The sequence below is a fragment of the Limnoglobus sp. genome, from assembly GCF_059499385.1.
The window spans coordinates 265,812-288,752 of sequence record NZ_JCABYM010000081.1; the positions used below are offsets into that span (position 1 = coordinate 265,812).

Consider the following 22,941-nt stretch of genomic DNA (forward strand, 5'->3'; position numbering starts at 1 on the left):
GTCACTCGAACTCTACTTCGCCCCCCCGCTTGACGTTGAAATATTTCGCGTTCGGGTGGTGGAACACAATCGCCGTCGTCGATTGTTCCGGCTCCAGCAGAAATTGTTCGGTCAGCGTGACCCCCACCCGCGTCGGGTCGATCAGCTTGAACAGGCCGGTCTGGTCCTCCAGCCGCGGGCAGGCCGGGTAGCCGAATGCGTACCGGCGGCCGCGGTAGTGGCCCTTGAACAGCTTCTGGATCGTCGGCGAATCCTTTGCACCGATGCCCCACTCGGCCCGCATCCGGCGGTGGAAGAACTCGGCGAAGGCTTCGGCCGACTCGACACCGAGGCCGTGCAGGAACAGGTAGTCCTGGTACTTGTTCGCGGCCCGTAGGTCGTTGCACTTCTTCGTGACCTCGTGGCCGACCGTCACCGCCATGAGGCCGACGTAATCGACCGGCTTGCCGTCCTTCGTCGGCTCGACGTAGTCGCTGAGGCAGAGGTAGTCGCCGAAGTCCTGCCGCGGGAACGTGAACTCTTGCAGGAGCGTCGTGCCGTCGGCGTCGTAGACGCGGAGCGTTTGGCCTTCCGACGCGGCACGGAAGAACCCGTATGTGGCGGCCGGGCGGAGGACGTTCTCGGACAGGCAGAACGCCTTCAGCCGCTCGAGGGCTGGGCGGGCCGTCGTTTCAATCTGCTGCGCGTACACCTTCGGATCGACGCCACCCTTGACGAACCCCCATTGCGTGCTGAACAGCGTCAGCTCGTTCAGGTACGGGAACACGGCCGACATCGGCACGTCGGTGACGGTCCGCGTGCCGAGGAACGGCGGCTTCGGCACGTCCGGTGACGGCGGCAGGTTCGGGGCACGGCTGTACAGCGGCGGTGGGGGCGTCGGGGCGTGGTGCGTCGCCGCGTCGATGGTGTCGAGCGTCGGCTTGCCGCCGACCTTCGCGGACGACTGGATTACGCCCTTGAGTGCGACGCTGCCGACGCTGGCGAGCTTCTTGCGGGCAACGATCTCGTCCATGATGCGGAGGCCGTCGAACGCGTCCTCGCCGTAGAACAGCTGGCCGCGGTAGACGTTCCGCAGGTCGTGCTCGACGTACCGCCGGTTGAGCGCCGCCCCGCCGAGGATGACCGGCGGATTCAGCCCGCGGTCGTTCAGCGTGACGAGGTCTTCCTTCATGATGACGGTCGATTTCACGAGCAGCCCGCTCATGCCGATGGCGTCGGCCGCGGCCTTCTGGAACTCGGAGATCATCGCGTCCACCGGCTGCTTGATGCCGATGTTGTAGACCTTGTACCCGTTGTTCGTGAGGATGATGTCTACCAGGTTCTTGCCGATGTCGTGAACGTCCCCCTTCACGGTCGCGAGGACGATCTTCCCCTTCTCCTGGCCTTCGACCTTCTCCATGAACTGCTCGAGGTACGCGACGGCCGCCTTCATCACCTCGGCCGATTGCAGCACGAACGGGAGTTGCATCTGGCCGCTGCCGAACAGGTCGCCGACGACCTTCATGCCGTCGAGCAAGATCTTGTTGATGATGTCGATGGGCGAGTACCGCTCGCGGGCGGCGTCCAGGTCCGCGACGAGCGACTCGCGGCGGCCCTGGATGATCGCCTGCTTCAGCCGCTCCTCGACGCTGTCGCCGAGCGACTGGGCTTCCTTCTTGACGCCCTTCTTGTCCGCGTAGTGCTCGATGAGCATTTGTAGCGGGTCCTCGACGCAGTTCCCGGCCGCGTCGAATACGCGCTCGTCGAACAAGAGGCGGCGGCAGAGTTCCTTCCCCTTCTCGTCGATGCTCGCCAGCGGCATGATCTTGGCCGCGTGAAGGATGGCGGAGTCGAGGCCGTACTCCATCGCGTAGTGCAGGTAGACGGAGTTCAGCACCTGCCGGGTGTACGGGTTCAGGCCGAACGAGCAGTTCGACAGGCCGAGGTGCGTGAGCGCCCCCGGCAGGTTCTGCTTGATGAGCCGGATCGACTCGAACGTGGCGATGGCGCTCTTCCGCGTCTGCTCTTGGCCGGTGGACAGCGGGAAGACGAGCGTGTCGAACATCAGGTCGGTCGGCGGGATGCCGTACTCGTGGACGACGATGTCGTAGATGCGCTTCGCGACCTCGAACTTCCACTCGGCCGTGTCCGCCTGCCCCTTCTCGTCGATGGTCAGCGCGACGAGGCCGGCCCCGTACTTCTTCGCGAGGATCGTCTTCGGGTCGAGCGTCTTGCGGCCGTCTTCCAGGTTGATGCTGTTGATGACGCACTTGCCGGAGCAGAGCTTGAGCGCCGCCTCGATGACCGGGACTTCCGTGCTGTCGAGCATGAGCGGCTTCGTCAGCACGGCGTTGTACCGCTTGATGACCTCCTTCATGTCCCGCACGCCGTCGCGACCGACGTAGTCCACGCACACGTCCAGCAGGTGGACGCCCTCTCGCTCCTGCTCCTGGGCCATCTCGACGAGGCCGTGCCAGTCGTCCTTTTCGAGGAGCTGCTTGAACTTCTTCGACCCGTTCGTGTTCGTCCGCTCGCCGACGAGCAGCGGCCGCTGATCGACGATGAGTTCTTGCGACGACTGGAGGCTCGACACCATCGGCAGGTACGTGACCGTCCGCGGGGCGGGCTTCTTGCCGCCGAGCCGCTTGACGACGGCGGCCATGTGTTCGGCCGTTGTGCCACAGCAGCCGCCGACGATGCTGACGCCGAGCTCGTTGACGAACCGTTCGTGCCAGTCGGCGATAACCTCTGGGCTGTCGGGAAAGTACATATCCCCGTTGCGGTTCTCGGGAATTCCGGCGTTCGGCAAGACGCTAATCTTCTTCTTCCAGTGCTTGCTCAGGTGCTTGATGCCGTCGAGCATCAGGTTCGGGCCGACGCCGCAGTTCATCCCCAAGACGTCGATCTCGTCAATCGGTTCGAGCGTCACCAAGCCCGTGGGGATGTCCGTGCCGGGCAGCATCTTCTGGCGGGCGTCCATGATGGTGAGTTGCACCATCAGCGGCAGTCGCACGCCCTGGCGATTCATCTCTTCGATGGCCGTGATCGCCACGCACTTCGCTTGCAGGATGTCGAAGCACGTTTCCACGAGAATCGCATCGACGCGCTCCTCGATCATGACGCGCAACTGCGGCCGGTAGGCTTCGGCCATCGCGTCGAAGTGGATGTAAATGCTGGGGTCGGTCAGCGACGGCATCTTCGTGCCCGGCCCGACGCTGCCGACGACGAACCGCGGCCGGTCCTTTGTCGAGAACTCCGTCGCCGCCTCGCGCGCGAGGCGGATGTTCGCGCGGTTGATCTCGTCCATCTTTGGCACGAGGTCGAACTCGCCGAGGCCGATCGCGTTCGCGTTGAACGTGTTGGTCTCCACGGCGTCGCACCCGGCCGCGAAGTACCCGCGGTGAATCTCCTTGATCCACTCCGGGTGCGTGTAGACGAGCGCGTCCGACAGGTTCATCAGCGACTTACCGTTCGGCGCGTACCCCCAGTCCTTGTCCGTCGGCTTGTAATTTTGGAGGCTCGTCCCCATGCCGCCGTCGAGGATCAGGACGCGGTCGTCGGTGACGCGGAGGAACGGCGAGTCGGCAGGCATGGCGAAACCCTACGGATCGAGTAGACAATTCGGCTGAAAACCGGAGAAGTCTACTTTAGTGATTCGGAAAATGCGGAATGGTTCGGGGAGCAAAAACAAAAAGCCGCGGCCGCCCATCCTCGGGCGGCCGCGGCTTCGTCAACGACCTGTTTGGGGTAGCAAATCCGTGCCCAGGTCCCACGTGGCCGCGAAGCGGGCCGGCAATAACTCGGAGTGGGGAAGCGTTTCTACCACTGCGAGTGCGTCAAACGCCATCCCTGGCGTGTCGCCGAACGTCCGTGTCCGGCCAGACGTGCCGACCCGTTCGGGCCGTGGTCGCGACGGCGCGCCGTGGCCCCCGCGAATCCTTCGCGGGTCGAGGGCGGGCCGTTGTGTCCGATGATGTAACGAGTGAACAGAGAACCGAGGGCGATCACGACCGAGCAACAGCCGTTGGTGGGGAACCACCGCAAGAAAGACGGGCAGAAGTAGACGAGTGATTCGAGGTCACTTTGTCTCGCATCTGGGCTAACCCTCATAACCGGAAGAATCAGTCGATGGGCCGTAGATTACCGTCCCGTGGGGAGAAGTCAACACCATCCCGCCCCCCCCGCCGGTGACACCGGGGTGGCACTCGTGAGAGGGCGATTTTGCCTTGAATTTTCGGCCCATTTAGACGTTTGCGCCCGGTAGACGGGGGGGCGTCAAGGCCGCGCAAGGGACGCCCCGGCGATGTTTTTTTGAGAATTCTTCAGGACGGAATCGCTTAGAAAATGAGGAGTTGCACCGCGGCGGGCGCGTGCGAAGCGGGGAAGTGGGAAAAGTTTTTCCGGGAACTCGACAATCGAGAAATGAAAACGCCTCCACCTGTGCCGTGTGGGTCGTGTTTGAGGAACCCGCCAGAGAAATCGTGGGAGCCTCGCACCCGTCTTTCGGATCCCACTACAGTCTGACGCCGAAGCGGCAGGATGGGCTTGCGAGCCACGTGTGCATTTTCAAAAGGCCCCCGTAGCAGGTTCTTGTAGGGTCCCCAACAATTGCCGACTCATCACGAACACTGCAGAGGCTCTGGAATAGTAGGCCCGGTTTCCGCCGCAATCAAGCCGCGATTTCACCCACGGCCGGTCGCGCCGGCTGTGACGCCGGCGCATCGCGGAAACGCCCCCGCCCTTCCCGGACCGGCCGAACTCGCGCCGCGGGCCGGACCGATACGACTGCGGCGTCGTTATTCCTCGCCACGGACGGCGAACGAGGTAGATCATGGATTGGCCCTTCAGTCGGCGGGGGTTGTTTCAAGGGGCGGCCGTCGCCGCCGGCGTGGCCCTCGCCGCCCGTGCCGATGCGAAGCCGCTCGACCGGCTGCGGCAGAAAAAAAATCCCGGCTGGGTGATCGGACACTTAACCGGCGCGCAGGCCGTCGCCGAGACGCTGCTCGCGGAAGGGGCCGGCTGCGTGTTCGGCATCCCCGGCGCGCAGGAGAACGAACTCTGGGATGAACTGAAGGCCCGCAACGTCGGGTACCAGCTCGTCACGCACGAATACTCCGCCCCGTGCATGGCCGACGGCTACGCCCGCGCCACCGGTTGTACCGGTGTGTTGTGCGTCGTCCCCGGCCCCGGCGTGACGAACGCCCTCACCGGCCTCGGCGAGGCGCTGCTCGATTCGATCCCGCTCGTCGCGATCGTCGGCGACGTGGGCAACGGCGAGAAGGCCCGGCCGTTTCAGGTCCACTCGCTGAACCAGACCGAGTTGCTGAAGCCGGTCTGCAAGTGCGTCTACACCGTCTGCGACGTGCGGCAGATTCCGGACGCGATCCGCAAGGCGTTCCAGGCGGCGGTCGCCGGCGAGCCGGGGCCGGTCGCGGTCGTGATACCGTACAACCTGCTCATCGAGGTCGCGGACTTCAAGAGCGGCCCGCTCGCGCCGGCCGGCGTGCCGTTCGACGACGCCGCGTTCGCCAAGGCCGTCGCGCTCCTGGGCGACAAGAAGCTCCGCGTCGGCATCTACGCCGGCCTCGGCTGCATGGACCATAGCGCGGCGCTCACCGCGGTAGCTGAACTGCTGCAATCGCCGGTCGCGACGAGCGTGTCCGGGAAGGGGGCGATCTCCGAGTGCCACCCGCTCGCCGTCGGCTGGGGCTACGGGCCGCACGCCTCCGAGGTCGCGGAGGCCGCGTTCGCCCGAGAGAAGTTGCACCCGCTGAAGTCCGGCGTAGATCTGCTGCTGGCCGTCGGCGTGAAGTTCAGCGAAGTCTCGACCGGCTACTACGGCAACCCGCGGCCGAAGCACGTCATCCACGTCGATGTGAACGCGAACAACCTCGGCAAGGTCATGCCGGCCGACGTGTGCGTCCACGCCGACGCGGAACTGTTCCTCGGCAAGCTGCTCGCGTGCGGCGATTCGCTGAAGCGGCCGACGGACGGCCACCTCCTCGCGAAGATTCGTAGCGCGAAGGCCGACCACGAGGCGAAGCTGAAGTGCGTCCCGGCCGGGAAGTGCGGCGTCGATCCGCTCGCACTGGTCGCGGCCCTCCGCCGACACCTGCCCGAGGACGCGCTCCTGTTCTCGGACGTGACGGCGAGCGAGCACTTGGCGGCCGAGTCGTTCCGCGTGACGCACCCGCGGACGTACTTCAACCCCGTCGATAACCAGTCGATGGGCTGGTCGATCCCGGCCGCGATCGGGGCGCAGCACGCGGCCGTCGGTCGGGTCGTCGCGACGCTCACCGGCGACGGCTGCTTCCTCATGTCCGCGATGGAACTCTCGACCGCCGCCCGCGACGGCTACCCGGTGAAGTTCTTCGTCCTCGACGACCACGCCTACCACTATATGCAGCTGCTCCAGAAGCCCGCGTACCGCCGCACGACGGCGACGGAACTGGCGGCCATCGACTACCGGGCGTTCGGCCAGGCCGTCGGCGTGGCGTACCAGGAGATCGTCACGCACGACCACCTCGACGGCGGCGTGCGGGCCGCGATCTGCCACAACGGGCCGGTACTCGTCCGCGTTCAGACGGACTACGGGGACCGGAAGATTCGCTGGATTGAGGCGGTCCGCGACCGCTACACGAAGGAATTGACGGCCCAACAGAAGGCGCGATTCGCGGCCCGGATCGGCGGCCGCACGTTAAATCTGCGCCCCGAGAAGAACGATTAGCGGTCCGACCTCACTCGGCTTGCGCTCCGCGTGGAATTCGTCCTCGCCAAAAACATCGGACACTACCCCTGCACCACCGGCAGGACCACGTCGCACGGGGCGTCGAACCGCACGTCGTCCACCTCGTCCGGCATGAAGTCGGACTTCAGCCACGTATTCCACCCAAGCCGGATGCCGAGGCCGCCGGCCGGCACGTCCTGGATCAGGCAGTCGGGAACCTCGAAGTTGTGCAGCACCAGCTGAATCTCGAAGTCGAGTTCCGCCCCGACGTACAGCCGCGTCAGCTGCGACAGCAGGTACACGCCCTTACGCTCCGGCACGGCCGTCGGGTCCGGGAGGAAGCCGACGAACTCGCGGTAGCGGAGCGGCCCGAGCCGGAGGCGGAACTTACTCCCGCTGTCCCAGATTTTCTCCCCGGCGATGGCGTTGACGCCGAGCCGCCCGGCGCTGGTCGAATCGTCGAGCCGCGTCTGCGCCGCCTTCGGCAGGTCGAGCCACTGGCCGGTGAGCGGTTGCACCTCGACCGGCAGGTCGAAGTAGTCCGCGAGGATCGCCCGGAGTTCGTGCGCCCCGGCGCGGCCGCGGGCGAACGCGCCGGCGTAGGCCAACAGCGCCCGGTCCTCGATCCGGGCCAGCGGCTCGCACCCCAGCCCGCCGACGCGGCACTCCTCCGCCGCCGCCGGGCCGAGCAGCCGCAACCGGTCGCGGAGGGCCGGCGTGCCGAGGCCGATGACGCCGAACAGCACCTGCGTCACCCGGTCGGACGTGGAACTCGCCAGCGTCGGCGGCCGCCGCCACTCCGCCCGCAGGTAGCCGACCGGCATCCGGTACTTCTGCCACGCCCGGAACAGGAGCGCGAGCATCCGGTTGTTGAAGATGTCCAGCCAGTCGCGGAACGCCCCGCGGGTGGACGTGTTCCGGGTGACCGGCAGCGTGTCCAGCTCGCAGAGCGTCTGCGTGTAGTTCAGCGGGAGCGCGCCGTTCGGCCCGAACAGGCCGAAGAAGTTGCACACGACCGTGGCGACGTTCGCCCGCTTGTACCGGCGGCGGACCCGCTCCGCGCTCGTCGTCCGGAACTCCTGGGGGTCCGGCGGGCCGTCGAGCGGCGGGATGATTTGCGCGAGCAACGCCGGCGGGAACGCGAGGGTAACGTTCGTTCGGAACCGGAGGGCGGTTTCGACCTCCTTCCACCCGACGGCCGTGTGCCGGACGGCCACGTCGTTGGCGACGAGTTCGAGCAGCCGGATCGCCTGGAACGGCTCGAACTCGCACCCCCGCTCCGGGTCGTAGAGCAACTGGCTCGGGATCGGGCGGCGTTCGGACATGGCTGGCGGTCGTGGAGGATGGAAGTCGATTTCGTAGGGCGGGTCAAGGCTCTGCGCCGACCCGCCGTCGCGCCGGCAGCCCCGGCGGGTCGGCGCAGAGCCTTGACCCGCCCTACAAGACGGTCAGAGCAGGACGCGGCCGCCGGCGCGGGCCGACCAGCCGCGGATCGGACCCCGCTGCCGGGTGCGGTACGTCAGCCGGGTGAACGAGTTCATCGACACGGCCATCGCGAAGAACCGCTCCAACACGGCCGCGAACAGGTACGCGCCGACGCCGACGTACTTCTCCTCGTCGAGTTCGAGCCGCACCTCCAGCCCGCGGGCGTACCCGCCGACCGTCTCGCTCTCGCCGGGCACGAACGCCACGTCGCGGGCGGCGTCCACGCCCAGGACGCCGTCCCGCACCTGCCGGGCGACCTCCCGCAGCTCCGGGTGCTGGTCGTCGGAGAAGTCGTACAGCGCCAGGTACTCCGTCAGCGCCTCGCGGCCGCGGTCCGGGTCGGTGTCCACCAGCGACAGGTGGTTGAGCGTCAGGTGCGACACGAGCCGCCAGTAGTTCATCTTCCGGATCGCGTCGTCCCGGCCGACGGCGTCCACCTTCTTCTGCATCGGCCGCAGCGTCGGCGTCGGGGCGCGGAGGACCTTGATCCCGGCCGGGACGACCAGCCCGACCGGGCGGAGCGCCCAGGCGTCCAGGTTCTCCCGGAGCTTGTGCGGCAGGTCGCGGTTGCAGCACGTCACGGCCGCCAGCGCGATCGCCTCGGCCGGGGCCTTCGGGTTGAAGTCGCAGTCCACGAACGTCAGGTCGATCTCCGTCCCGCGGTCGCCGAACTTCCCGCTCGGCCGGCGGCGGCCGAGCCAGTACCGCCGGTCCCGCTCCCGGTTCTGGTGGCGGAACGAGTAGAACGGCTCGTAGGTCACCTCCTCCCCGGACGGCAGCCGGTGGTAGACCGCGTCCACGGAGTAGACCTCCAGCCCGTCGAGTTGCTCCGAGTCGGGCACCAGTGGATATTCGTACCGCTGGTGCGTGACGCGGATCCCCTCGGTGCTGCCCTTGCGGAACAGGTTCACCATCGGCCCGCAGCCGAGTTGGAACGTCGCCGCCTTCACCGCCTGCTCCAGTTCGGGGTTCACCGGCTGGTTCAGGAAGATGTGAACTTCCAGCGTGTTCTTGCCCAGGACGCCGTCGGCGCTGGCGCGGTCCCAGCCCTTCAGGTCGAAGAACCAGAACTTGTCCCGGTAGGCCATGAACTCGGTCAGGAGGCGGTAGCCGGGGAACGACTGCGGCGGGTACGGCAGCACGCCCTCGTCCAGGTCCGGGCCGGCCGTGCGGCTGTGCTCGCGGGTGACGCGGAAGCCGACCGGCTGGATCGCCACGTCCGGCGCGACCTCGCTCGCCTTCAGCTCGCCGGGTTCGCGGAACGCCACGGCCGTGACGTTATTCATCAACAACTCGTACAGCGTGGCCGTCAGCGGGCCGTCGGCGTCGAGGAAGAACCGCAGCCCGGCGAGGCTGTTTGTGGTCGGGTCGTGGGAGCCGAGGGCGAGCGCGGCGAACGGGACGCCGACGGGCAGTTCGAGCCGCAGCTTCAGCCGCGACTTACTCCCGCCGGGCGGGACCTTGAGCTTCGGCAGCAGCTCGCGGATGTCGTTGTACGGCGGCCCCTTCAAGGACGCCTCCGCCACCCGCACCGGCCAGAGGCGGATCGGGTAGACGGTCCGGTACTCGCACTCGACGCCGTTCACCGGCGTCGTGCGGAACGGCGTGTGCCGGGGGATCGTCAGCCCGTGCGACAGGTCCGCGCCGGCGTTCGGCTGGAACTGGGCGATCAGCATCGACGGGATCGGCGCGAGGTAGTGCGGGTAGAGCAGGCCGAGCAGCGCGTCCGTCAGTTCCGGGAAGTCGTCGTCGATCTTCTGCCGGACGCGGGCGGCGAGCACCGCGAACCCTTGCAGCATCCGCTCGACGTGCGGGTCGGTGCTGCGGCCGGTCGCGTCCAGCCGGAGGAACCCGGCCTCCTTCGGGTACTCGCGGCTGAACTCGCGGGCCTGCTCCTGCAGGAACCGCAACTCCTGGTCGTAGAACGGCCACAGTTCCCGGCTCACGCGGTCACCCCCGGACTGGAAACGTCGTGGTGGCCGGTGGCCAGTTCCATCGTGGTGTCGAACACCACCCCCTCGATCGGCGTCGGGTCCACGTTCAGGGTCGCCACGATTCGGAAGTACGCCGCCCCGATCCGGTAGCCCTTCGGCTGCTCGGCCTTCACCTCGTCCAGGGTGCGGGGGATGACGTTCACGTTCGTCAGCCGCGGCTCGTAGGTCTGGATGACGTGGGCGATGTGCTCGGCCAGGGCGGCGCGTTCCGTGCCCGACGTGCCGTCGCGGTGGGTCATGTCCCGCAGCCCGTAGTTCGCGATCGAGCCGGCGACGAGCGGCAGCCCCTCGAAGTATTCCTCCGGCGGCCGCTTCGTGTTCAGCAGGGCCTCCAGGTCGCGGAGGACGGCCGCCTCGGTCTGCGCGAGCGAGTACCGGCACCTGTTCACCGGCAGCGCCGGGTCGGTCAGCCGGTCGAAGAACGAGGGCGGGTAGTCGTCCATACGGGCCAGAGGGGTCTGGGGCTTGTGTGGAGATTGGGGTTGAATACGGGGTACTCTGTACTGTGTACCACGTACTCGGTTCACGGTGGGCGGTCGGGGAACGTGAGACTCCCCAAGTCCCATCATCCACGACGGGCGGAAAAAAGGAAGCCCCAACCGTCCGGTCGGGGCCTCTTTCGGGTACTGCGGCGGCCGCAACCTTAGACCTTCGAGTTCGTCTTCAGGTTGTACCCGGTCTTGCCGGCGGGCTTCGTGACGCCCTTCTCGTCCTGGGCGAAGTATTCCAGCGTCACCTGGGAGTAGTTGAACGAGATCGACTCGACCGGCAGGCCGTCGCTCGCGTTCGCCCCGCCCGTCTGGTACGACGAGATGAGCAGTTCCTTGAACTTGATCTGGAGGAACTTCTGCTGCTCGGCCTTCTGGCCGGACTTCCGGGCCGTCAGCGTGGCCTCCGGGATGTGCTGGCCGGTCGCACAGTGCAGCAGGAGGTCCGGGGACGCCTTGCACATCTGCATGGTGAAGTGGAAGTCCTGCATGCTCACCTTGCCGGACCCGCCCCCGCTCCCGTGGGCGAACGACCCGGTCTGCGTCGCCCCCCAGCTCCAGCTGAGGACCTGGATTTGGTCCTCGTAGCCCTTCTCCATCGACTCGCCCTTGATGTTCCCGGCCTTCAAGTCGAGGTGAATGTCCATCGCCATTGTCGAATCCCCCTCCGGGCCGGCTGCTGGCCGGCCGAACTCCGGGTCGGCGGCCGGGGGTACGTGCCCCGGCCGCCTGTCCCGTTACGAAATCGAAACCCCGTCCCCCGGCCCGACGACGCGTCGGGTCAGGACTTCTTCTGCGGCAGCTCGGCGACCAGCCGCATCGAGGTCGCCAGCCCCTCGAGCTGGAAGTGCGGCCGCAGGTGCGCGACCGCCTGGTACCAGCCCGGCTTGCCCTTGACTTCCGTGACCGTGATCGACGCGGCCGTGAGCGGGCACTGCGCCTTCATCGTGTCGCCGACGTTCTCCGGGTTCACTACCACGTAGTTCTGAATCCAGTTGTTCAGCCACAACTCCATCTCGTCCCGCGACGCGAACGACCCGACCTTGTCGCGGGCCATCGCCTTCAGGTAGTGGGCGAACCGGGAGACGCACAGCATGTAGTTCAGCTTCGTGGACAGCTCGGCGTTGGAGTTCGCCGCCGCGTCGAAGTACTTCTTCGGCTTCTGCGTCGTCTGCGTGCCGATGAACACCGCCTTGTCCGTGTCCTTGTAGTGCAGCAGCGGGAGGAACCCGAGGCCGCTCAGCTCGGCCTCCCGGCGGTCCGGGATGAGCACCTCGCTCGGGCACTTGGCCGTCTTCCCGCCGCCCTCGTTGAACACGTGCAGGGGAAGCCCCTCGACCTGGCCGCCGCCCTCGACCCCGCGGGTCCGCATGAACCACCCGTCCTTGGAGAACGCGGCCGTGCAGCGGGCGGCGAACGCCCAGGCCGAGTTCATCCAGAGGTACTTGTTGTGGTCCGTCCCGTCGACCCCTTCCTCGTAGTTGAACTCCTCGACCTTCTTGTCCGTCAGCCCGTTCCCGTAGGGGTACCGGCCGAGGACGCGGGGCATGGTCAGGGTGACGTACCGCGAGTCCTCGGACTCTCGGAAGCTCCGCCACGCCGCGTAGTCGATCCCCTGGAAGATTTTGTCCAGGTCCCGCGGGTTGTTCAGGTCGGTGAACGACTCGAGGTTGAACATGTCCGCGCCGGCGGCGGCCACGAACGGGGCGTGCGCCGCCCCGGCGACGCCGGCGATCTTTTGCAGCATCGCCACGTCCTCGGCGGACTTGCCGTCGAAGTCGTAGTCCCCGACGAGCATCCCGAACGGGCTGCCGCCGAGCGTGCCGTACTCCGCCTCGTAAATCTTCTTGAACATCTGGCTTTGGTCGAACTCGACGGCCCGCTCCAGGTCCTTCGCCAGCGTCTTCTTGCTCACGTTCATGACGCGAATCTTCAACGTCGCGCCCGTCTCGCTCTGGTCCGTCAGGTACTTGATCCCCCGCCAGGTCGCTTCCAGCCGCTGGAACTCGGGGTTGTGCATGATCTCGTTCAACTGGGCGGACAGCTTGCGGTCGATCTCGGCCTTCCACGCCTGGATCGTCCGCTCCACGTCGCCGGACACGACCGACCCCGGCTGGGCCTCGAGCGCCTGGCGGATGACGGCCTCGATGAACTGCTTGTTCTGCTGCTTCTGGCTGTCGTTCTTCGGCTTGGTGACCCGCAGGACCTCGTCGAGGAGTCCCCCCTCGGCGGTCGTGGCGGTCGCCTGTTGGCTGGCGGCTTTTTGTTCGGCCATGGCTTACTTCCCCTCCCCGGCGTTCGTGTCGATGCCCAGTTGCTTGGCGAGTTCTTGCACCTTCTCGGTGTTCGCCAGAACGTCCTGGAGGACGGATTCCAATTGCGTGTTCGTGCTGATGCGGGACAGCACCTCGTCAAGCCGCTTCCGCATGTCGAGCAGTTCCTTCAGCGGGGCGACCTGTTCGGCCACCTCGGCCGGCTCGAAGTCCTGCATCGACTTGAACTGCAACGACAGCCGCAGCTTGCTGTTGTCGTCGGCCAGCTTGTTGTCCACGCTCAGGTTGAGCATCGGGGCGGCGTCGGCCATCACGCTATCGACGTTGTCGCGGTCGATCTCGACGAACTTCCGGTCCTTCAGCGCCCCCAGTTCCTTCTCGTCCCGGTGGCCGGACAGCCCGGCCATGATGCCGACGACGAACGGCAGCTCCTTCTTGACCATCGCCCCGTTGGTTTCAACGTCGTAGGTGATCTGCACCCGCGGGCTTCGGACCCGGTCGAGCTTGTGTTGGAAACTTTCCGGCATGATTTTCCCTCGTTGAGCGGGAGGCCCAACCCGTCCAGGTGCCCGATTCGTCAGGCAGTACGGGGCGGGTTGGCGAGCGGTTTTCCGGGGGCGATAGAAATGTCATCCGGGACGATCCGCTCCGGCCGATACGCCCCTATCTAACGGGGTTTGCGGCGCATGTGCAAGGAAAAACCCGCGGAACGGCCGCGTGTGAAGAAATGAAAAAATCCCGGCGGGTTACCGCCGGGATTCGCGCGTTTTCAACGGCCATCATGCGTCCACGGCGAACCCGCCGACCGACCCGCCGGCCCGTAGCGAGTCGAACGGCAGCCCGTTGACGTTCGTGCCCTGGGCCAAGTCGAACTGGAAGTCCTCGTCCGTCTGGATCGTGCCCGCGTCGAACGGGTTGGTGAACGTGAACCGGACGACCTCGAACCCGGTCCCCCGCGGGGTGCTGACGAGGATCGACCGGCGGCCGCCGGACCCGTCCGTGCTCCCGCCGAACGCCACCCCGCTGACGCCGCTGTTCTTCGCGTTCTGGGACGGGATCAGCCCGCCGCCGGCGGTCGTCTGCGGGAACGCGAAGAAGTTGACCGCCACCTTCGTGAGCAGTTGGCCCGGCTGGTCGCTGCCGAGGAACACCCGGACGTGCGGCCCGCCGCCCGGCCCCGGCGCGGTCGCGATGTCCGCGATCTGGTCCCCGTCGAACCGGCCGGCGCTGACGAACACGCCGCCCCGGAAGTTCGGGTCGTAGGCGAAGTAGTCGGCGATCGTCCGGAAGGCGTTCGGCCCGCCGTCGGTCGCCGCCTTCGTCACGTCGAACACCCGGACCCGCGGCCCGCCGCGGAACCCGGCCCCGGCGATGATTTCCGGCGAGCCGTCCCCGTTCACGTCCCCGATGGCGACGTTCACCCCGCCGCGGAACGTGCTCTCGTACGGGAAGAAGTTCAGCGGCCCGAACTTGTTCGCGAAGAACGTCGCGTTGTCGAACGGCGACCCGGTCGTCGGGTCGATCCGGAACACGGCGATCCGCGGCCCGCCGCCGATCCCGGCCCCGACCGCGACCTCGTCCCGGCCGTCGTTGTCGAAGTCCCCGGCGGCCACGTTCAGCCCGCCCCGGAACGTCTCCTCGAACGCGAAGAACTGAGCGATCAGGTCGGACGCCGCCAGCTTGCTCAGGTCCAGGTTGGCGAGCAGCCGCGACCCCTTGATGATCGTGATGAGCGGCGCGTCCCCGGCCCCGGCGGACAGGATCAGGTCCGGCGTGTTGTCCCCGTCGATCTCCGCGAACGTGATCCCCGGCGGCGTCACCGGCCCGCCGGCCGTGCCCGTGTTCGGCGTGACCACGAACGGGTTCGTGATGACCCCGGCCCCGGTCAGCGAGGTCGGGATGTCCGTGCCGAGCTGCTGGAACTGCACCCGCGCGGCGAACTCGGACCGGTCCACCCCGACCCGCGGCGCGGTCTGGACGACGAACCCTTCCGCCTGGAACCCGCCGAGCGTCTCGATGGACGTGAACTCGAGCGTCGTGTTGAACGGGGCCCCGAACGTGTACTTCCCGTCCCCGTCGCCGGCGTTGCCGATGATGACGAACGCCGCGACCGGTGCCCCGGCGAAGAACGGGTTGAGCGTGTCGAACGGGGAGAACGTCCTGCCGTCGGCGACGACCGGGCTGTTCCCGTTCACCCGGATCGCCGCGCCCTGGGCCGGGCGGACGGTGAAGATGTCCTTCGCCACGTTGTCCAGGTCGCCGAACGGGTTCTGTTTGCTCGCCGCCACCGTCCGCCGGCTCGGGTCGAACTGGCCGATGGTGACGAGCTTCGCGTTCGCTTCGGTCACGAACCGGGTTCGCGTCGTGGTCGTGAGGCCGTCGTTGTTGTCCACGCCAGGGTTGATCTGCACCTGGCCGCCCGGCACGTCGAACAGCGGCGTCGGCGTCACGAATGCCGGGTCGGTGACCTTCGTGTACGCCTTCGCGTCCTCGGCGCTGAAGTCCTTGCCGCTCGTCAGCGTGACAGACCCGCCGCCCAGCACGCGGATCGGCGGCGTCTGGTTCGCCTGGTCCTCGAACCGGATGATGAGGTCGCCGCTGTCGCGGACCGAGACCGACCCGGCCGTGAGGTTGACGAACAACTCGCCTTGCAGGTCCTGGATGGCCTGGTTGAACTTCGTGTCCTGGCTGGCCGTGGAGATGTTCTTGGCGATCGCCCCGGCCCCGACGGTCGTGAGCGTGTTGCCCGGCGCGTCGAGGGTGAACGCCCCGGACCCGTTCAGGTACAGCTTGGACGTGGTGATGGCCGCGGCCTTCGCCTCGGTCGCCGTCCCGCCCTGGAGCGTCAGAACGATGACGCCGGCCGGGTTCGTCGTGGTGACGTTCCCGTTGAACGCGAGCGAGGTCGTGTTGAGGTTGATCGCGCCGCCGGCCGCCGCGTTCGCGCCGCTCGCCGCCGTCACCGGGGCGTTGAACGTCGTCGTCCCCGTGCCCGTCGTCTGGACGAGCCGCGTCGGCGACAGCGCCCCATTGAACGTCGCGTTCTTGGCGTTCGCGACCGTGAGGGTGCTGATCGGCGTCGCGCCGCCGATGGCCTTCGCGGCCGTGATGTCCACGTTCGGCCCGCCGATGACGAGGTCGAGGCCGGCCGTCGTGGGGTCGAGCGTGTCGTTGAACGCGATCGTGCCGCCGGTGGCGAGGAACTTCCCGCCGGTCGGGGCCGAGAACCGGACCGGGTCGCCGAACGTCTGCGAAACCGAGGTTTGCACGATCGGCCCGTTGACGGCCGTGATCCCGCCGGCGTTCGTCGTGAGGTTCGCGAGCGGCGTACCGGCCCCGACGGACAGGTTGAAGACGGTGTTGCCGGCCGTGTTCGCCGTCAGGCTGCCGGGGCCGTCCACACTGCCGGTGAACACGATCGTGTCGCCGGCGGCGGCGGACGCCGCGACGGTCGCGGAGCCGGTGACGAGCACCTTGGCCCCGTTCGTCTGGGCGAACGTCGCACCGCTGACCGTCGTGTCGCCGAGCGTCACCGTGGTCGTGGCGTTCAGCTCGACCGCGCCGGCCGCGGTGACGTTCGCCCCGTTCTGCACGGCGATGTCGGTCGCGAAGTAGCGGACCTCGCCGTTCGCCGTGACCGGGCCGGTCTGGGTGATCGTTTGGAACCGGGCGGCCGCGTCGCCGACGATCAGGGCCGAGTTGTTGTCCGGCAGCGCCCCGACGGCGAGTGTGTCGGCCGCGGTCCCCCGCTGAACGTTCAGCACCGTCGTCGGGCCGCGGAACTTCGTCGTCGCGAACGTCCCATTCCCGCTGCGGATTTGTGAGAACCCGTCGCCGGCCGTCGGGTCTTCGAGGAGCGCGGTACTCGTCGCGGCCGGCAGCAGGAACTGCAACGACCCGACGGACGTGACGTTGAGTTCCACGGCATCGACGTTCTGATACGTCAGCGTGTCGGTGGCCGTGCCGGTCAACGCGATCGTGCCGGTCTGACTGCCGGTGAACGTGTTCACGATGCCGGTGAACGCCCCGTTCGCGACGATGAACCGCTCGCCGACGGCCGGGCCGTTCGCATTGAACGCGATCCCGCCGGTCGGGACCGGCGACCCGTTGACGTAATCCACGGTCGCCGACTCGACGCCCTCGACCGGTTGGGCCGTGTTCGCCGTACCGTTCAGCAGGATCGCCTGCGTCCCGATGGCATCCGTGGACAGCAGCGTCGCGCCGAGGAAGAGTTGCACGTTGTCGGCGTTGCGGACGAACCGGTAATCGCCGGCGGCCGTGGCGTCGTAGGTGCGGACCGTCTCGTCGTCGCTCGTGATCGTGAACGTGTGCGTGGCCGGCGCTCCGATCGCCGCCTGCGTGACGGTCGCGTCGGCCTGCATGGCGAGCGTGAACACGATCGTCTCGTCGCCTTCCTTGTTCAGGTCTTCCACCAGGTCGAACGCGATGTTCTGCGTCGTCGTCGTGAAGTTCCCGGCCGGGAACGTCAGGTCGGTCGGGTTGGTGAAGTTGTAATCGACGCCGAGGGTGGCCGTCCCGCCGGGGGTGACGCGGACGGTGATCGGCTGGTCGAGGCCGTCCACCCCCGCGCCGACCGCGTTGATCGTCAGTTGCACCGTCGCCGTCACGCCCGTCACGTTGTCTTCCGGCCGGCTGTTCGCCGCCTGAGTGAAGCTGAAGACGGCCATGTCGTTGTCCGTAATCGTGGCCGTGTCCTGCGCCTTCGCGATGGTCACCGCGCCGGCGAGGCTCGCGTCCGTCGTCACGTTCGCGATCTTCGAGTCGAACTGCTCCGACCCTTCGACCCGGCGGTCGTCGATGATCGGCACGGCGATGGTGACCATTTGGGTCTTCGCCGCGAACGTGAGCTTCGACGCGGTGACGGTGAAGTCCGCCCCCGCAGTGGCCGGCCGGACGCCGACCCCGGCGAGCGTCGAGAAATCGACCGACACGTCCTTCGACACCGGGTTCGACAGCGTCACCGTGTAGATCAGGTTCGTCCCCTCGGCGCTCGTGGACGCCGTCAGGCTGATCGTGGCCGTGTCGTCGGTGACGATGACCCCCTTCGCCGTGTCCGTCGCGTCGATCTTCGCTGCGGATACGCCCGGCCCCAGGGTGACGACGTTGGACAGGCTCACGGTGAAGAACTCGTCCCCCTCGACGAGGTTGTCGTCCAGCACGACGACCTGGAACGTCTTCGTCTCGCCGGCCGTGCCTGCGAACGCGAGCGTGCCGGCCGCGGCCGTGTAATCGCCCTCGACGACGAGGGCGGTGCCGTCGGCCGTCTGGAAATTGACCGTGAACCCGCCCTGGACCGGGTTGGACAGCGTGACGGTGAACGTGATCGGCCCGCCGGCCTCGGACTGCGCCACGTCCTGGATCGTGAGCGTCGTGGAGTCGTCGTTAGTAATCGTGCCGGTGGCCGTGTCGGTCGCGTCGATGGCCGCGGCCGGGATCAGCGCGTTGTTCGGGACGACGTTGAACAGGCTGACCGCGAACGTCTCGTCCGCCTCGACCTTGTTGTCCGGGTTGACGGTGACGGTGAACGTCTTCGACTCGCCGTTCGTCCCGGCGAACGTCAGCGTGCCGAGGGCCGCGAGGTAGTCGGCGTCGGCCACCGTCGCCGTGCCGTCGGCCGACTTGAACTGCACCGTGAACCCGCCCTGCACGTCGCCGTTGAGCGTCACGGTGAACGTGATCCCCCCGCCGTCCTCGGCCTGCGCCACGTCGGCGACGGTCAGCGACGCGGTGTCGTCGTTCGTGATCGTCCCCGTCCCGGTGTTGTCCGTCGCGGAGATGGTCACCGGCCGGCCGCCGTCCACCAGCCCGCCGAGCGTGATGGTGAACGTCTCGTCCGCCTCGACGACGGTGTCGGCCGTCGTCATCACCATCACGGTCTTGCTCGTCGTCCCGGCCGGGAACAGCACGACCTGCCCGGCGAGGGCCGTGTAGTCCGACGCGGCCGCGGCCGTGCCGTCGGCCGTCGTGACCGTCACGGACGTGTCCACGTCCACCGGGTTGGACAGAGTGATGGTGAACGTGACCGGCCCGCCCTCGACGGCGGACGCGGTCTTCGTGATCTTGAACTCGGCCGCGTCGTCGTTGACGATCGTGCCGGTCCCGGCGTTGTCCGTCGCGGAGATCGTGACCTTCCGCCCCCCGTCGTTCAGCCCGCCGAGGGTGATCGTGAACGTCTCGTCCGCCTCGACCGAGTTGTCGGCGGTGGTGAGGACGTTCACGAGCTGGCTCGTCACGCCCGGCCCGAACGTGACGGTTTGCGCCATCAGCGGCGTGTAGTCGTTGTTCGCGACCATCGCGGTGCCGTCGGCCGTCGTCACCGTGACGGACGTGGTCACGTCCACCGGGTTCGTCAGCGTCACCATGAACTGGACCGGGCCGCCTTCCGTCGCGGACGCCAGCTTCGTGATCTTGAACTCGGCCGCGTCGTCGTTCGTGATCGTGCCGAGGCCCGTGTCCGTGGCGACAATGTCCGCCGGGTCCGCGCCCGCGGCAGGGACGACGTTAAACAGGCTCACGGTGAACGCCTCGTCCAACTCGACGGTAGTGTCCGCGTTGATCGTCACCATGAAGGTCTGCGACTCGCCGTTCATCCCGACGAACGTGAGTGTCCCGGTCGTCGCGACGAAGTCGCTGCCCGCCGTCGCCGTCCCGCTCGTCGTCTTGTAATCGACGGTGAACCCGTCTTGAAGGTCCCCGGTGAGCGTGACGGTGAACGTCATCGTCCCGGCGTCCTCGTCCTGCGTCACGTCCGCGACCGTCAGCGTCGCGGTGTCGTCGTTTAGGATCGTCCCGGTCGCGGAGCCGTTCGTCGCGGAGATCGTGACCGCGCCGGTCAGCCCGCCGTCGTTCAGCCCGCCGAGGGTCGCCTTGAAGGTTTCGTCCGCTTCGACGATCAAGTCCGCCGTGGTCGGGACCATCACCATCTGGCTGGTCGTCCCGGCCGGGAACAGCACGACGACGGCGACCAGCCCGGTGTAATCGACCCCGTCAACCGCCGTCAGGTCGGCGGTCGTGACGGTCACCGACGTGTCCGCCTCGACCGGGCTGGAGAGCGTGATCGTGAACACGATCGCATTCCCCTCGACGGCGCTCGCGGCGGCGATGGAGAATTCGGCCGCGTCGCCGTTCAGGATCGTCCCGGTCGCCACCCCGTCCGCGATGGTCACGTTCCGGCCGCCGGCGTTCAGCCCGCTCAGCGTCGCCGTGAACGTCTCGTCTTGTTCCACCTTGCCGTCCGCGACGGTGGCGACGGTCGCCGTGCCGGTCAGCGCCCCGGCAAGAATCGTGATCGTCTGCGGGGTGGTGACGAAGTCGGTGTTCTCCGCCGCCTTGTCCCCCATCTCCTTGCTCGGCGTGAGCGTGATCGTCAGGTCCGTGTCCACCGGGTTCGTCAGCGTCGCCGTGAAGGTCACGCCGTTGCCTTCCAGCGCCGCCGCGTCCGCGATGCTGACCGTGGCCGCGTCGTCGTTCAGAATCGTCCCCGTCGCGGTCCCGGTCCCGATGGTCACGTTCCGGCCGCCGGCGTTCACCCCCCCCAGCGTGGCCGTGAACGTCTCGTCCAGCTCGACGACATTGTCGGCGACGGTCGCGACCGTCGCCGTGCCGCTCAACGTCCCGGCGGTGATCGTGATGAGTTGCGGGGCCGTGTCGAAGTCGGTCGTCCCGGTCGCGGTGTCCCCGCCCTGCTTGCTCGGCGTCAGTGTCACCGTCACGTCCACGTCGACGGCCTTCGTCAACGTCGCCGTGAAGACGATGCCCGTGCCCTCCGTCGCCATCGCCGGGGCAATGCTCACGGTGGCCGCGTCGTCGTTCTGGATCGTCCCCGCGGCCGTGCCCGTTCCGATGGTGACGTTCCGGCCGTTAGCGTTCAGCCCGCTCAGCGTCGCCGTGAACGTCTCGTCCAGCTCGACGACGTCGTCGGAAACGGTGGCGACGGTCGCCGTGCCGGACGTGGTCCCGGCCGTGATCGTGATGACCTGCGGGGCGGTCGCGAAGTCGGTCGTCTCCGTCGCCGTGTCGCCGGCCTGCTTGCTCGGCGTCAGCGTCACCGTGATGTCCACGTCGGTGGCCGCGCTCAGCGTCGCGGTAAAGACGATCCCGGTCCCCTCCAGGGCCATCGCCGGGGCGATGCTCACCGTGGCCGCGTCGCCGTTCAGGATCGTCCCGGCCGCCACCCCGTCCGCGACGGTGACGGCCCGCCCGCCCGCGTTCAGGTCACTCAGTGTCGCGGTGAACGTCTCGTCCGCCTCGACCTTCCCGTCCGCCACGGTGGCCACCGTCGCCGTCCCGGTCAACGATCCCGCCAGGATCGTGATCGTCTGCGGGGCCGTCGCGAAGTCCGTGTTCTCGGTCGCGCTGTCGCCCGGCTCCTTGCTCGGCGTGAGCTTGATCGTCACGTCCGTGTCCACCGGGTTCGTCAGCGTGGCCGTGAACACGACGCCCAGCCCTTCCCCGGCCGACGCGTCCGCGATGCTCACGGTGGCGGAGTCGTCGTTCTGAATCGTGCCGGTCCCGGTCAGCGTCGCCCCGCCGCCGGCGAACACGACGTTCCGGCCGATCGCCGCGAGGTTCGACAGGATCAGCCGCACCTGCTCGTCGAGTTCGACGATAACGTCGGCGGTCGTCGTGACGTTGATCGCGAAGGCGGCGGTGGAGTCGGCGGCGAACAGTTGGACGTTCGCCGCGGCGAGCGCCGTGTAGTCCGTGCCGGCCGTGGCCGGGTTGGTCACGCCGTCGGCCGTCTCGCGGTCGGCGGTGACCGCGACATCGACCGGGTTGTCGATCGTGACCGAAAACGCGAGCGTGCCGCCCTCGGCGACGGACGGCCCGTTGATGCTGACCGTCGCCAAGTCGTCGTTCTGGATCGTCCCCGCCGCCGTGCCGGTGGCGATCGTCACGTCCCGGCCGCCGGCGTTAAGGCCGCTGAGAGTGGCCGTGAACGTCTCGTCCAACTCGACGGTGTTGTCCGCCACGGTCGCCACCGTGGCCGTCCCGGACGTGGTACCTGCCGTGATCGTGATGACTTGCGCGGCGGTCGCGAAATCGGTGGTTTCGGTCGCGGTGTCCCCGCCCTGCTTGCTCGGCGTCAGCGTCACCGTCACGTCCGTGTCCGCGGCCTTCGTGAGCGTCGCCGTAAACACGATCCCGGTCCCTTCCGTTGCCATCGCCGGGGCGATGCTGAGGGTGGCGGAATCGTCGTTCTGGATCGTGCCCATGCCCTGGGCGTCGCCGATCGTGGCGTTGGCGGACGGGTTCGACAGATCGACGAAGAACGTCTCGTCGAGTTCGACCGTCTCGTCCCCGTTCACGAGGACGGTGATCGTCTTGGACTTGTCCCCGGCCGGGATGGTCAGTTGCGTCGTGGCGACGGCCTGGAAGTCGGTCCCGGCCTTCGCCGACCCCTCGCTGGTGGCGTAGTCCACCGTCACGTCCGCCGCCTCGGCCACGTCGAGCGACACGGTGAACGTGAACATCGTCGTGCCGGCGTTCCCCTCGGCCGCCATGACATCGTTAATGGTGATGACGGCCGGGTTCACCCGGTCTTCGAGCTGCACGAGGTTGGGGCGGAGGCGGGGGGCGGACTTGCGGGCGGCTCGGGTCGTCTTGCGGGGGAACAGGGTCGTGAGCCAGGTGGGGACCATGGGTCGCTACTCCGCGCGATGGTGTTGAGCTGGGGTGAGGTTCGAGGCTGAGGCCGGTCGCCGGGCGTTATTGAGGAAATCCAGGGCGTCGTCCATGAATGTAGCGAAACACCGGGCCGAACAAGCCCATTTAGGTGCTACAGTCGGAATATCTTCGCCGCACACCCGGTAAAGAACGCCCAATGCAATCAAACCGACCTTCTTAGTACGACGAACCGTCCGGACCGTTCGTTTTTACCCGACCCGCAGAATTCCCTTGTTGTGGGAACCCGCGGGATGAGGTAAAACGAACGGTGTCGGGCAATCCTGCATTTGTGGTCCTACGTAGATATT

Annotated in this window: 9 protein-coding genes; 1 reads left to right on the forward strand and 8 read right to left on the reverse strand. The window is 67.5% G+C overall.

Features of this window, described 5'->3' with window-relative positions; translation table 11 throughout:
* Nucleotide 1: 1 nt before the first annotated feature.
* Complete coding sequence (gene metH / locus AC5JJ2_RS15485) at nt 2-3,571, reverse strand: methionine synthase (RefSeq protein ID WP_495858909.1); 3,570 nt, start codon at nt 3,569-3,571, stop codon at nt 2-4.
* A gap of 1,239 nt (nt 3,572-4,810) precedes the next feature.
* On the opposite strand from metH, the gene AC5JJ2_RS15490 reads away from it, so the two are divergent.
* Nucleotides 4,811-6,706: a thiamine pyrophosphate-binding protein gene (locus AC5JJ2_RS15490; RefSeq protein WP_495858910.1), complete on the forward strand. Its 1,896-nt coding sequence runs from the start codon at nt 4,811-4,813 to the stop codon at nt 6,704-6,706.
* Between the two features lie 62 nt (nt 6,707-6,768).
* On the opposite strand, the gene tssG is transcribed toward AC5JJ2_RS15490, so the two are convergent.
* The 7 genes from tssG to AC5JJ2_RS15525 all read right to left on the reverse strand — a co-directional run bounded on the left by tssG (nt 6,769) and on the right by AC5JJ2_RS15525 (nt 22,608).
* On the reverse strand, nt 6,769-8,031 hold the full coding sequence (gene tssG, locus AC5JJ2_RS15495; protein WP_495858911.1) for a type VI secretion system baseplate subunit TssG: 1,263 nt from the start codon (nt 8,029-8,031) through the stop codon (nt 6,769-6,771).
* 123 nt (nt 8,032-8,154) lie between these two features.
* Nucleotides 8,155-10,137 carry a type VI secretion system baseplate subunit TssF gene (tssF, locus tag AC5JJ2_RS15500; RefSeq protein ID WP_495858912.1) on the reverse strand — a complete coding sequence of 661 codons (1,983 nt, stop codon included), beginning with the start codon at nt 10,135-10,137 and terminating at the stop codon, nt 8,155-8,157.
* Nucleotides 10,134-10,628, reverse strand: a complete 495-nt coding sequence (gene tssE / locus AC5JJ2_RS15505) for a type VI secretion system baseplate subunit TssE (protein WP_495858913.1) — start codon at nt 10,626-10,628, stop codon at nt 10,134-10,136. Before tssE ends, tssF begins: the two co-directional genes overlap by 4 nt.
* 200 nt (nt 10,629-10,828) lie before the next feature.
* Nucleotides 10,829-11,320, reverse strand: a complete 492-nt coding sequence (locus tag AC5JJ2_RS15510; protein ID WP_495858914.1) for an Hcp family type VI secretion system effector — start codon at nt 11,318-11,320, stop codon at nt 10,829-10,831.
* A 134-nt stretch (nt 11,321-11,454) separates the two neighbouring features.
* Nucleotides 11,455-12,948 (reverse strand): type VI secretion system contractile sheath large subunit, encoded by a 1,494-nt coding sequence (tssC, locus tag AC5JJ2_RS15515; protein WP_495858915.1) that lies wholly within the window; start codon nt 12,946-12,948, stop codon nt 11,455-11,457.
* A 3-nt stretch (nt 12,949-12,951) separates the two neighbouring features.
* Entirely contained in the window at nt 12,952-13,473 is a 522-nt protein-coding gene (gene tssB, locus AC5JJ2_RS15520; RefSeq protein ID WP_495858916.1) for a type VI secretion system contractile sheath small subunit, read from the reverse strand.
* A gap of 252 nt (nt 13,474-13,725) precedes the next feature.
* Nucleotides 13,726-22,608, reverse strand: coding sequence for a Calx-beta domain-containing protein (locus AC5JJ2_RS15525; protein ID WP_495858917.1), 8,883 nt, complete (start codon nt 22,606-22,608; stop codon nt 13,726-13,728).
* Nucleotides 22,609-22,941: the final 333 nt, after the last annotated feature.